Annotated in this window: 10 protein-coding genes; 4 read left to right on the plus strand and 6 right to left on the minus strand. The window is 69.7% G+C overall.

The annotated features are described in order from the left end of the window. The first annotated feature begins 115 nt into the window (after positions 1–115). Together Q4V64_RS35285 and Q4V64_RS35290 are read left to right on the plus strand one after the other, a co-directional pair. Positions 116–655 (plus strand): GNAT family N-acetyltransferase, encoded by a 540-nt coding sequence (locus Q4V64_RS35285; protein WP_124439182.1) that lies wholly within the window; start codon positions 116–118, stop codon positions 653–655. Between the two features lie 349 nt (positions 656–1,004). Next, positions 1,005–2,027 carry a GNAT family N-acetyltransferase gene (locus tag Q4V64_RS35290; protein ID WP_253266867.1) on the plus strand — a complete coding sequence of 341 codons (1,023 nt, stop codon included), beginning with the start codon at positions 1,005–1,007 and terminating at the stop codon, positions 2,025–2,027. Positions 2,028–2,096: 69 nt separating this feature from the next. Here Q4V64_RS35290 and Q4V64_RS35295 read toward each other — a convergent pair whose 3' ends face one another. The 5 genes from Q4V64_RS35295 to Q4V64_RS35315 form a co-directional block, all read right to left on the minus strand. Continuing rightward, positions 2,097–3,014, minus strand: coding sequence for an aminoglycoside phosphotransferase family protein (locus Q4V64_RS35295; RefSeq protein WP_124439180.1), 918 nt, complete (start codon positions 3,012–3,014; stop codon positions 2,097–2,099). Between the two features lie 213 nt (positions 3,015–3,227). Beyond that, positions 3,228–4,295 carry a TniQ family protein gene (locus Q4V64_RS35300; RefSeq protein WP_124439179.1) on the minus strand — a complete coding sequence of 356 codons (1,068 nt, stop codon included), beginning with the start codon at positions 4,293–4,295 and terminating at the stop codon, positions 3,228–3,230. Further along, positions 4,295–5,383, minus strand: coding sequence for a TniB family NTP-binding protein (locus tag Q4V64_RS35305; protein ID WP_124439178.1), 1,089 nt, complete (start codon positions 5,381–5,383; stop codon positions 4,295–4,297). Before Q4V64_RS35305 ends, Q4V64_RS35300 begins: the two co-directional genes overlap by 1 nt. Continuing rightward, a complete protein-coding gene (locus Q4V64_RS35310; RefSeq protein WP_253266866.1) occupies positions 5,380–7,335 on the minus strand; it encodes a Mu transposase C-terminal domain-containing protein in 1,956 nt (651 codons plus the stop codon). The genes Q4V64_RS35305 and Q4V64_RS35310 overlap by 4 nt, the downstream gene beginning before the upstream one ends. A gap of 68 nt (positions 7,336–7,403) precedes the next feature. After that, on the minus strand, positions 7,404–8,165 hold the full coding sequence (locus tag Q4V64_RS35315; protein WP_172629118.1) for a TnsA-like heteromeric transposase endonuclease subunit: 762 nt from the start codon (positions 8,163–8,165) through the stop codon (positions 7,404–7,406). 200 nt (positions 8,166–8,365) lie between these two features. Here Q4V64_RS35315 and lon point away from each other — a divergent pair, with 200 nt between their 5' ends. After that, positions 8,366–10,798, plus strand: coding sequence for an endopeptidase La (gene lon / locus Q4V64_RS35320; protein ID WP_124439177.1), 2,433 nt, complete (start codon positions 8,366–8,368; stop codon positions 10,796–10,798). A 235-nt stretch (positions 10,799–11,033) separates the two neighbouring features. Beyond that, positions 11,034–11,510, plus strand: a complete 477-nt coding sequence (locus Q4V64_RS35325; RefSeq protein ID WP_124439246.1) for a MarR family transcriptional regulator — start codon at positions 11,034–11,036, stop codon at positions 11,508–11,510. A 10-nt stretch (positions 11,511–11,520) separates the two neighbouring features. On the opposite strand, the gene Q4V64_RS35330 is transcribed toward Q4V64_RS35325, so the two are convergent. After that, positions 11,521–12,309, minus strand: a complete 789-nt coding sequence (locus Q4V64_RS35330; RefSeq protein WP_124439176.1) for a protein phosphatase 2C domain-containing protein — start codon at positions 12,307–12,309, stop codon at positions 11,521–11,523. Positions 12,310–12,674: the final 365 nt, after the last annotated feature.

The following is a 12,674-nucleotide window of genomic DNA, read 5'->3' on the forward strand; positions in this document are numbered from 1 at the left end:
CCTGGCCGACGTGGCTGTAGGGTCCGGCTCCGTTGGTGAGGGTGGGGTTTGGGCCTGTGGCCTGATCGGTCTGCGAATCTTGATCGCTGCCGAGCCTGCTGATTGGGTGGCTGGCATGACTGAGCTCGGACCCGTCGCCTGGCCACCTGCCCTGATCAGGACCGAGAGGCTCGTGCTCCGTGAGCCCGAGGCCCGGGACCGTGCGGCGTTCATCGAGTTGCACGCCTCGCCGGAGGTGCACACCTACCTCGGCGGTCCCCGGCCGCGTGACGAGCTTGAGCGCGAGATGCCCGAGGCGCCCGGGCGGCGGCCCGGGAGTTTCGTCGTTGATCTCGACGGGGCGATGATCGGCCAGATCCTGCTCAGGAGAGCGACGGAGCACCGTCGCCCGGCTGCCGTGGGGAAGGTCGATCTCGGCTACCTGTTCCTGCCGCGAGCGTGGGGATTCGGGTACGCCGCCGAGGCGTGCGCGGCGGCACTCGACTGGTTCGACGGCGTCCTTCCCGGCGAGCCGGTGGTGCTCGCCACCCAGACCGCCAACGTCGGCTCGATGCGCCTCGCGGCGAAGCTGGGGTTCACCGAGGTGGAGCGGTTCCAGGCCTGGGACGCCGAGCAGTGGCTCGGCCTGCGGTCCCCGGTCACGCCCTCCGATTGAGCTCGTGCTCGACAGCGGCGGATCCGCACTCAACAGCACTGCTGGGACGGCTGACTCTGAACGGCTTCTCCGGCCCCAGAGGAACGAGTCCGGTGGCCCCATGGGGTTGATCGGGAAATGAATGTTCGTCAGAAGTGGCCACCAGGGGCGGTCTTGCGGTGGGAGCATCGTTGTGCTTCCGACAGTCAGGGGCCTGGATGGACGGCCCAGTGCCGTGTCCGGATAGGTTCACCGGTTGCCTCCCGATCGCTCCAAAGAGTCGCCGGGTACGCTCCTTCGGTCCTTGATTGAGAGGAGTTGCTCAGTGGCCAGGTTAAGTGGACCCGTTCTGCGCACCCAGAGGCTTGTGATGGAGCCGATCCGCCGCGGGGACAGCGACGATCTCTTTGAGGCCGTGGTCAGTCAGGACAGCGTCATGCGATGGCTGGCGACCGGCCGGGCGGACAGTCGATCTGCGGCCGAGGCCATGTGCGACGACCACGTCGCCCACTGGACCAGACACGGCTACGGCGACTTTGCGGTCAGGGATGCCGCAACGCACGCGTTTCTCGGCCGGGTGGGACTGCGTAATCGGGCCCAGCACGGAGTCGACCTCGGTTTCGCCGTGCACCCACGGGCGCAGGGTCGCGGGATCGCTGGCGAGGCGGGCCGTGCGTGCCTGGACCTGGCGTTTCGCCGCCTCTCGCTCCCCGCCGTTTTCGCCTTCGTCCTGCCCGGCAATGCGGCCTCGATCGCGGTACTGCGCCGCCTGGGCGCCCAGGCGGACGGGACGGTCCAGTCCAGTGGCCTGCATTGTCTGCGCTACCGGTTCGACCCCGCCGCCGCGGCCGCTGCGGAGCATGCGGGGGACGACGGTGGTGCGGACCTCCAGCTGCTCCATGCGCCGGGCCCCGGTTCTCCGGAGGACAAAGCCGCACTCCGCGATGGCCTGTCCGACCCATCCGGGGTGAAGGGGCTCGGTCTGGTGTGGGCCGACAAGCAGCACACCCTCACCGCCGTCTCCGAAGGCCGGCCGGTGGCTTCCGCGGGATGGCTGCTGCGGGACATGGCCTTCGACGGACTGCCGCGCCGCGCCGCGGGGCTGGGCGGTCTGCTGGTGCACCCCGCCCATCGAGGCCAGGGCATCGCCCGGACGGTGATCAGCGTGGCGGTCGAGCACGCACGAGCGGCCGGCGCCGAGACGATGATTCTGCTCTGCCGCCCGGACCTGGTCCCGCTCTACAGGCAGCTGGGATGGAGCCGGCTCTCCGTGCCCGTCACCCTCCAGCAGCCCGACGGCGCGCGGACATCGCCACTGACCACCATGATCTACGACCTGGCCGGCCTGCCTCATCCCACCATCAGTGTGGACCTGCGGGGCCTGCCCTTCTGATGCGCTGAGCAGGATTCACCGTGCGGTCAGGCCGCTAGCATCCGCCTCGCTTCGAGATGGGAGCGGAGCCTATGCGGGAGAGGGCCAGCCCAAGTCGGATGTCAGAACACGATCGAGCGCCGCCCGGCCTGCGGGCCCCCAGGTCGGCTTGCCGCCAGGAAGGCCCCGCTCCCCGTTCTGCCCCATGAGCATAAGGAAGAGGCTCTTCATAGCGGCCAGCCCGCGGGCGCGCCGGATCGCCGCCTCGTCCGCATGCGCGTACATGTCGAAGAACCGTGAGGCCGTACCCGCGGGTAGCAGCACCCATGCGGCGGCGAGATCCCATGCCGGATCGCCGGCGAACATGGCACCGAAGTCGACGATGCCCGAGAGCGTTCCGTCCGAGACGACGACGTTCGCGGGATGAAGGTCACCGTGCACCCACACCGGCGGGCCCTCCCACTCGGGGGCCGCAACGGCATCGTCCCAGACGGCCCGGACCTCGTCGGCAATGCCGCCGGGGACAACGGCTTCAAAGAAGTGGTCGAAGCCGTCCGTGCACTTCTTGGGGTGAGCGCCGAAGTCCGAACTGATCGGCGCCTCGGCGGGCGCCTCCACGTGGAGCGCCCTGAGGAAGCCCGCCAGTGTGTCGGCCGCGTGGGCGCCGCGGCTGATCGAGCCGTGGTCCAGCGGCTCGCCGGGAACCCACGTCATGACGGTCCAGTGCTTGGGGAAGCGCTCGGACGGTTCGCCGAACCGCACCGGGGTCGGCACCGGGAGCGGCAAGCGCGGGGCCAGCACGGGTAGCCACCGCCGCTCCTTGAGCTGGAGCTCCGGGGTGGGGTCCATGCGCTGCATGCGCACGGCCAACTCGTCCCCGAGGCGCCACATTTGGTTGCCCCAGCCGCCCGCCACCTCGCGGATGGCCAGCCCTGCAAGGTCTGGATGCTGCTCCTGCAACAGGTCGCGGACCAGGTCTGCGGTGATCTCGATCTCGGCGGCGGTCATGCGAAGCCACAGTACGTGAGACAGCGGAGCGGACTCTCACTCTCCGGAATGCCCACCGCCACGCCCGTTCCGTCAGCGGTCCTCTCCAGAGCAAGAGGACGCCACGCTACCGGGCATTGGCGTTGGGCTCAGGTGGAACCAATTGACTCGTTCACAGCGGGCCCCGAAGATCGCTAGCCGGGGCCAGAAGACTCGTTCGAAGCCAGACGGCCATCAGGAGAGCGTGTAGTAGCTGTCTCCATTCCGGAGAAGAGTGTGGGTTCGGAAGGGGTGCCAGGCACGCCGGAACACGGTGGCGAGGTGGCGGTGCGCGGTGAGTGCGTCGCCAGCTCGGTGGGATGGATTGAAGGCGTGGGCATGGCGTTGCTGTGTGCGTTGGGTGGCGGTGCGCGGGGCTGGTTTCCGAAGGTGATGTTTCTGGTCGTGGACCCGGATAGGAGCAAGCGGCGGGCGCTTGGCGGTCATGTTGGCCCAGTGGCTAATGGGGTCGTTCTCGTGTTGGCCGTAGCGAGGGTGTCGTAGCCGTCGGGCGATCTCGGCGTTGAAAAGGTGGCGGTCCCAGGCTGTCCTCTGTGCTTGCTGTCTCCAGTGGGGCGATGCGAAGAGCGGGGCCAGTGCAACGGCTTCGGGATAGACCGCGGCGCAGAGGCGTGAGACCGAGAAGGTCGCTTCGGCTGTGCCGGGCGGGATGAGGATGTTGGCCCGGCGGATCCAGTCGTGCCACGCTTCGCCGTTCTCGTTCTCCGGAAGGGACCAGAGCTGGCCGCAGATGAATATGGCGGTGAGGACGGCGTCGTAGGTGATGGCCCAGCCGTGGCGCTGGAGGATGCGCAGATGTCTGCGTTGTGCCTGGACGATTTCTGGGAGGGCGTCGAGAGGTGTGGTGTGTCCGTCGGCGTCGGACGGGCAGAGCCATAGCCGGTGTCGGGTGCAGACGTAGCGGTGGTGCGGCAGGATCCTGGTGACCTCGCCGCCGGGGTGTTTGGCGTTGCAATGGTGGCAGCCGGGTTGTGGCTGGTGGCGGAACATGGCCCAGTCGGGCTGTGGGGTGCGTAGTTCGGGCAGGGCTCCGGCGAGGGCGTGCACCGTCCGGCCCGTGATGGCGGCGAGGCGTTCGGGGAGGACGGCGCGGCGCATCCCGCCGGAGGCTTCGCGTTCGGTGACGCACCGCCAGAGGGTGTTGATGTCGAGACCGTGGAGCCGGGCCAGACGGCCGATGTAGGAGGCGGCGATCTCGTGCTGTGCGGGCGGGACGGGGTCGGGCAGGCGGGGGAGAAGCATCAGGCGATGCGCCTCCGGCGTGAGCGGGTTTTCTCCGGGGCGGTGAGGGCTTGGGAGCGTTCGGCGGCGTAGTCCACCGGGACCGTCTCCAAAAGGTCTTCTGTGATGCGTTCGCTGCCGTCCTCGATGGCGAGCACCGCGGCGCCGCGGATGAGCTGCGAGAGGCTGCCGATCATGCCGCCGGAGCGGTGGTAGAGGTATTCACTCAGGCCGGGCAGCGTTCCGGGCTGGTGGTGGTGGAGCCGGAGTATGGATTCCAAGGTGCCGACGAGGGAGTGCCAGGCGTCCCGGTCCGCTCCAGGCGCGTAGGGGAATGGGGTGGTGGGGATGACGGTGAACCGACCGGCGATTTGGCGGCCTCGGGTGCCGGCGAACAGGCCCTGGTCCTCGACGTCGATGCCCGCGTAGGCGAAGGTGGCGGGCAGCCTTTCGGCGAAGTACTTCAATTGGTCTGAGGCTTCGGCGCCGGTGCGGGTAGCCAGGTTCAGCTTGTGCAGTTCGTCGATTAGGACGAGGTCGACGTGGACGTGTGCGGCGGTGGCACAGACGGCGTTGACGACGTCGGTGATGTTGAATCGGGTGGGGAAGTCCAGGCCGATGAAGCGGGCGAACTCCATGGCGAGCATTTTCGGGGTGGCGGCCGGCGGGACGGTGGCGTAGAGGACCGGGAGCCGGGAGCGGTCGCGTGGGTGGCGCTTGCGGACGGCGATCTCGTGGGCCCGTCCGAGCTGGGAGAGGGCGGTGGTCTTCCCGGTGCCAGAGGCGCCGCTGATGATGACTCCCCGACGGGCGGAAATCTGCTGCCGGTTGAGCTGGACCAGCAGCCGCGAGGTGGCGATGACCTTCCGGATGGTCGGGGTGTTCACCAGCGGCAGATCGGCGTGATAGTTCCGGCGTACTTCGTCGTCGTGCAGCTTCTCCTTCCGGGACAGGGCGGCGCGCTGGGCCGCGGTCAGCAGCGGGGGTGGGGAGGGTTCGTGCTCGACGAAGCGGCGCCACCCCTCCTTCGTGGTCAGCGGGCTGTCCGGCGGCGGCTCCTGCTCCGTGGCCTGCTGAGGGACGAAGGATGTGCGGGAGGGCCTGGTCATAGCCACCTTTCGGCTTCTGCGTGGGCGTCGAAGACACCGAACGGGATCACCTCGGCCGGTTCGGTGCCGGGGTCGGGCGGGGTTGGTTCCGGGGCGGTGCGCGGTGCGGGCGGCCTCTGGGAGGCGGCTGCGGCGCGGGTGCGGGCGGCCACCTTCGCGGTGCGGGTGTCCGGGCCGTGTTCGGCGCGGGTCAGCAACTCGTCCAGGACCCGGGCTACCGCCGCCTCGTTGGTGTCGTCCAGCCCGGCCTCGGCGGCCAGACGCCGTGCGTGCTGCCAGGTGAAGTCCGCGAACGGCGCGTTCACCAGCGGAAGATGCACCCAGGGGACGGTGATCCAACCCTGCTGGGTGCGTACGAACACCTGGGACAGGTCGTAGGGGTCGTAGTGGACCTCCCAGAGACCGCGCTTGGCCGCATGTCCGGAGTGCTGGCGCCGCAGGGGCCCCAACTCGGAGCTGTCGTAGGTGCGGTAGTTGATCCGGATGCCGTAGCCGTTGATGGCCCGCCAAGTCACCGGCAGTAGTTCCAGATAGTCCTCACCGCGTAGGACCAGCGGCAGGTAGCCGCAGGCCGCGACCAGGGAGGCGTACTTGTCGTTCGGCGACATCGCTTTCTTCGGCCGGAACGGGTCGCGCAGAGCATCGTGCACTCTGGCCTGCCACCCGGCCAGCAGCCACTCGTCCAGCAGGTCCTGGAGCTCGGGAACCGTCCAGATGGCCCGGTCCTCGACCCGTTCGCCTCGGCGGGAAACCTCCCGGCCGGTGTAGGCGGGAAGGTGCTGGACGAACAGTGTGTTGATCGCGGAGAACGTCGCCTCCACGATGGCCTTGTCGGTCGGCGTGCGCGGACGTGCCCTCTGCACCGAGATGCCGAGCCGGTCACAGGCCCGCACGAAGGTGTCGGAGATGAACACCTTCCCGCCGTCGATGACGACGGTGTCCGGCACGATCACCGGTTTCGCCGCGGCCTGTTCCATCCGCGCGTCCACGTCCAGTAGGCGCAGGTGGGGCATCCGCGACGCCGCCATCCGCAGCGAGGCAGGCCAGCCAGGCCGCATTGGCTCGGGCACCAGCATCCGGGCCAGCAGCAGCGAGGCGTCCACCGCCTTGGTCCCCACCGGCCGCAGCACCGCGGTGCAGATGGTCCGCGTCGCGACGTCGACCGCGATTGTCAGATCCGCGCGGGCAGTCAGCCCTGAATCGAGCACCACCATCACGTCCAGAGGGGTGGAGTCGATCTGGACTTGCTCTCCGGGACGGTCCGCGAAAGTCGGTGTGAACGGCCCTTCGGGCCGGTTCGCCGTCTGCCGCCGCGTGACCGCCGAACCGAAGGTGTGCCTCCCCGTGGACAGCGCGTCGATCAACTTGTAGAAGGTCCGCTGACTCGGCAGCGGCACCACCCCTTCGCCGTAGGTAGACTCCACCAGCTTGACCACTCGGCGGATCAGCCGTGACCGGGTCCCTGTGGAGGTGTGCGTCTCCGCTTCCAGGGCCTCCTGGACGGCCGCGACCAGCCGTGCATCCGCCCGCCCCGTCGCCTCCCAGGTCTGGGTCGCCCGCTGGTCCACCAGCCCCCAGACCCCTTGCCGGACGTAGCGCGACCGTCGGCTCTGCACGGTCCGAACGGTCACTCCCAGCTCTCGCGCCTTCGCGGCCATCCGTTCCATCAGCGAGAACGCAGCCGGGTCATATCCAGGGCGCGGCGGAGTACCCGGCGTGGTGCTGGGCGGCAGCCCGGTCTCGATCTCCACCATGTGCCGTTCCCACTCACGCGCCGCCTCCCGCACCGCCTCCGGCAACGTGGCCAGCAGCCCGGACGGCTCCACCGCGGGCAACGGCTCCGTGCCGGTGACGGCGAAGTCCGGCGCCGCCATCAGGCGCGACGCCAGCACCACCGACTCCGCCTCCGTCGCCGACCGAAGCCGCACGGACGTGCCGGCGAGCGCCACCACCTGGTGATCGCCGTCGTCGTAGGTGACCCAGTCCCCTGGCCGCAACACCGGCCTGCCCGGCCCGGCCCTCACCTCCGCACCCCTGCTGACACCAGCGAGACAGCATGCAGCGGCACCGACACATCCGCCGTCAGCTCGTGCGACCACAGCAGGTGGAACAGCACCGGCAGCACCCTGATCGGGTCCCCCACCGCCGAGGCCCCGCCCATCACCGGCTGTGGCTCGGCGAACGCCGTCAGCAGCTCGGAGGCCACGGGTTCCAGCCGGTGCCGGGGATGGCGGTAGCCCGCCAGCCAGCGCACATTGCGCACCACGATCGCGTCCGGCGCCCCGACAAGCAGGAACTCCCACCCCACCTGGGCGCAGGCTGCCTGCGTCGTCTCGAACTTCATCACGTCCCGAGGCTTGCGCCGATTCGCCGGACGGCAGTCGACTACCACCCCCGTGCCGTTCTCGCGGCGGGCGAAGTAGTCCGGCGCATGCGAGATGCCCTTGCCCGCATCTGACCGCCAGAACAGCCAGAACGGCTGAGACGAGATCCCCACCACCGACGGGTCGAAGTCCAGGAGCATTACGTGGTCGCGCTCCAGCCAGGACTCGTACCCGATGTGCCCGCCCACCGTGGACGACCACCACAGCCCCGGCAGATGCCGCTGACCCTTGTACGACTTGAACGCGCGTACGGGCGCGACGTCCTCGAATCGGACTGCCCAGGCATCCACCAGCGGGCGACGAAACTCAGACCCGTCCCGGTTGGCGTACGCGACCTCGAACCCCTCCGCCGGCGGCCCGGAGACCCCGCCCGGCAGTACCTCTAACGAACCTGCCACGACTCACTAACCCGAACCCGCGACGAAAGGTCACTCTGCAAGACGAAAGACCAGACGAAGCATGAAGCTGCAAAGCGAAGAGATCCACGTCAAAGGACAGTCACGAGGTGATCGCTCACAGCGAACGCCGCCAGGGGAACAATGCAGGGCTCACAAGCATTGAGTCGGCATAGCTCAACTTCATTGTCGAGAGGAAGATCATGGCTGCCGAGTCCACGCCCCCTGCACCGCTCACCCTGCCCCTGCTGCCGCTCGACGACGAGGTCGTGCTGCCCGGGATGGTGGTTCCGCTGGACCTGAATGACGCCGACGTACGCGCCGCGGTGGAGGCCGCCCAGGCCGCCGCCCGGTCGGAGCCCGGAAAGCCCAAGGTTCTCCTGGTGCCACGCATCGACGGGACATACGCGGGCACGGGTGTGCTCGGCACCGTCGAGCAGGTCGGCCGGCTGGCCGACGGGGACCCGGGCGCCCTGATCCGCGGCCGGGGGCGGGTGAAGATCGGCGCGGGGACGACCGGGCCGGGCGCGGCGCTGTGGGTCGAGGGGACGCGGCTCGACGAGCGCGTGCCCGAGCCGGTGCCGGGGCACGTCACCGAACTGGTCAAGGAGTACAAGGCGCTGGCCACGGCGTGGCTGCGCAAGCGCGGTGCCTGGCAGGTGGTCGACCGGGTGCAGGCCATCGACGATGTGTCCGCCCTCGCCGACAACTCCGGCTACTCGCCCTTCCTGACCACCGAGCAGAAGGTCGAGCTCCTCGAGACCGCCGACCCGGTGGCCCGCCTCAAGATCGCCACCCAGCAACTGCGCGACCACCTCGCCGAGCAGGACGTCGCCGAGACCATCGCCAAGGACGTCCAGGAGGGCGTCGACAAGCAGCAGCGGGAGTTCCTGCTGCGGCGGCAGCTGGAAGCCGTACGCAAGGAACTGCGCGAGCTCAACGGCGAGAAGGAGGGCGAGGAGTCCGACGACTACCGCGCCCGCGTCGAGGCCGCCGACCTGCCCGAGAAGGTCCGCGAGGCCGCTCTCAAGGAGGTCGACAAGCTGGAGCGGTCGAGCGACCAGTCGCCCGAGGGGTCGTGGATCCGCACGTGGCTCGACACGGTGCTCGAACTGCCGTGGAACGAGCGAACCGATGACAGCTCTTCCGCGTACGACATCCAGGGCGCGAAGGAGATCCTCGACGCCGAGCACGCGGGCCTCGAGGACGTGAAGGAGCGGATCACCGAGTACCTCGCGGTGCGCAAGCGCCGCAGCGACCGCGGCCTGGGTGTCGTGGGTGGCCGGCGCGGCGGTGCCGTACTGGCTCTCGTGGGCCCGCCCGGCGTCGGCAAGACCTCGCTCGGCGAGTCCGTCGCCCACGCGATGGGCCGGAAGTTCGTCCGGGTCGCCCTCGGCGGCGTCCGGGACGAGGCGGAGATCCGCGGGCACCGGCGTACGTACGTCGGCGCGCTGCCCGGCCGTATCGTGCGCGCCATCAAGGAGGCCGGGTCGATGAACCCGGTGGTCCTGCTCGACGAGATCGACAAGGTGGGCTCGGACTTCCGCGGCGACCCCGCGGCGGCCCTGCTGGAGGTACTGGACCCCGCGCAGAACCACACCTTCCGGGACCACTACCTGGAGGTGGAGCTGGACCTGTCCGACGTCGTCTTCCTGGCGACGGCGAACGTCCTGGAGGCCATCCCCGAGGCGCTGCTCGACCGTATGGAGCTGGTCCGGCTCGACGGCTACACCGAGGACGAGAAGATCGTCATCGCCCGTGACCACTTGTTGCCGCGCCAGCTGGAGCGGGCGGGGCTGGAGAAGGACGAGGTCGTCGTCGACGAGGGCGCGCTGCGCAAGCTCGCCGGCGAGTACACGCGCGAGGCGGGCGTCCGCAACCTGGAGCGGTCCGTCGCGCGGCTGCTGCGCAAGGTGGCCGCCCAGCACGAACTGGGCGAACGCGAGCTGCCGTTCACTGTCACGGACGGCGACCTGCGCGACCTGATCGGCCGGCCGCACCACGTGCCGGAGTCCGCGCAGGACCCGGCCGAGCGGCGCACGGCGGTGCCGGGCGTGGCGACGGGCCTCGCGGTCACCGGTGCGGGAGGTGACGTCCTGTTCGTGGAGGCGTCGCTGGCCGACCCGGAGACGGGCGCGGCGGGTCTGACCCTGACGGGCCAGCTGGGCGACGTCATGAAGGAGTCGGCGCAGATCGCGCTGAGCTTCCTGCGCTCGCACGGAGCGGAGCTCGAACTGCCGGTGGCCGACCTGAAGGACCGGGGCGTGCACATCCACTTCCCGGCGGGCGCGGTGCCGAAGGACGGGCCGAGCGCGGGCGTCACGATGACGACGGCACTGGCGTCGCTGCTGAGCGGACGGCTCGTGCGGACCGACGTGGCGATGACCGGTGAGGTGTCGCTGACCGGGCGGGTCCTGCCGATCGGCGGCGTGAAGCAGAAGCTGCTCGCCGCGCACCGGGCGGGCGTGACGACGGTCGTCATCCCCAAGCGCAACGAGCCCGACCTGGACGACGTCCCGGCGGAGGTGCTGGACAAGCTCGACGTCCACGCCGTCACCGACGTCCGTCAGGTTCTGGAGCTGGCGCTGTCCCCGGCGACGAACGGGGCCGCGCCGGAGGTTCCGGTGGCGGCGTGACGGACGCCATCGGATGAGGGAAGGCCCGGCCTCTCGTGAGGGAGGCTCGGGCCTTCGCCGTGTGGGAAGGGCCCGGATGCTGCCGTTGGTCCAGTCCTGCGAAATACTGGCGGAGCTGTGGCGATGACGCGATTTCGCGAAGAGTTTCAGGACCGGGAAGACCGAGGCAGGGGCTGACGTGCACGAAGACGGGAACGGCGACGGGAACGGCGACGGACGCCGAGCCGAAGCCGAGGTGTCGCCGAGTGGTGCGGCGCCGGGCGGTACGCGGCCGAGCGGCGCGGACCGGGAGTTCCTCGCTCTGGAACGCGAGCTGACCGTGCTGTTGCGGCGGGCCCGGGCGTCCTCGGGCGAGATGGCGCGCGAGGTCCATCCGGACCTGGAGTCGGCGGCGTACGGCCTTCTCGTCCGCCTGGACGAGTGCGGCCGCCAGCGCGCCACCGAGCTGGCCGCCTACATCGGCGTCGGCAAGGCCACCATGTCCCGTCAGCTGCGCGCCCTGGAGCACCTGGGCCTGGTCGCCCGTGAACCCGACCCCGCCGACGGCCGCGCCTGGCTCGTCCACCTCACCGAGGAGGGCCACCGCCGCGTGGCCAAGGTCCGCGAGGCCCGCCGGGCACGCTACGTGAGCCAGCTCGCGCACTGGGACCGGCGTGAGGTGGCGGAACTGGCGCGCTTGCTGCAGCAGCTGAACCGGGGCATGGAGAAGTAGGAGCCACAGGTCACAGCTCCGCGTACACCACCGTCGCATCGTCGTGCGTCTTGCTCCGGCCCAGGTACGTCCGCTCCTCCGCGTCCCTCCGCTCCAGCTCCCGTACCCGTTCCACCAGCGCCCCCGCCCCCTCCTTCCGTACGAAGGTGAAGCAGTCCCCCCAGCCGCCCTCCCGGAACTTCTCCACCCACCGCGTCGCCCCGTCCGTGAGGGCGACGAGGGTGCGGACCTCGGAGCTGGGCAGGGTGCCCGTCACCGCTCTCTGAGCCACCGACGGATCCGCCGCCGCCGTGAAGAAGCCGCCCTCCTTGTTGCGGACCGTGGAGTCGACCAGCGCGTCCGTGGCCAGGGCGGAGCGGGGGAGGCGGGAGAGGCGGTCGTCCAGTACCGGGGTGACCGAACCGGCCGGGGATTCCAGGAGGAGGGCCGAATCCGACAGGACCAGGTACTCGACCGTCTCCGGCGACCAGCGCGCCACAACCACGGTTGCCTGTGGGGTGCGTGGGTGAGAAAGGTCACAAGTGGCCGCGTGCGCCTCGGCTGTTCGGAGAATCGCTCGGGACAGGATCTGGGGCAGTGTCACATCTCGGCATGAAGTGGTCAGTTCGGTCAGGGCCCCGCCGAGGCGCGCGGTGAACCAGGGCACCGAATGCAGACAGCCCGTGGCGTCCTTCGGTGGTGTCACCCCGTCCAGGACCACGAGTGCTCCGCCCAGTCCGGAAGCCGGAAGTCCGACACTGGCGAAGTCCTCGTTGGGGCGGGCCGGATCACCAGGGGCCGAAATGAGTTCCGTGCGCATCCGGCCAGTCTGCACGAGCTCTTCACAAGGTGCGCCAAAGGCTGGCATCTGTTGCCGAATTGACGAACCCGCGCAGGTCAGGAGCCTGGTTTGGGATGGAATGGTGCGCTCCGGGAAGACGTGGCGGCGAATATTGCCACCGCCCGCCGCAGACGTCCAACCGGCCCGCCCGGCGAGGGTGTCGGATACGCCGCGGGAACTTGCCCGTCAACTCTCCTCCGATGTTCACTCCTTCGGGTGGCGGGTCCGGTGATGCGCGACCACTGCCCACCGGCACTGGGAGGGTCGGGATCCGTACTGGGTGTACGCAGAGTCGACACTAGTGACGGAGCGTAACCCGGGCCCATGGGTACTCACGAGTCAGG

This window comes from Streptomyces sp. NL15-2K (assembly GCF_030551255.1).
GTDB lineage: Bacteria > Actinomycetota > Actinomycetes > Streptomycetales > Streptomycetaceae > Streptomyces.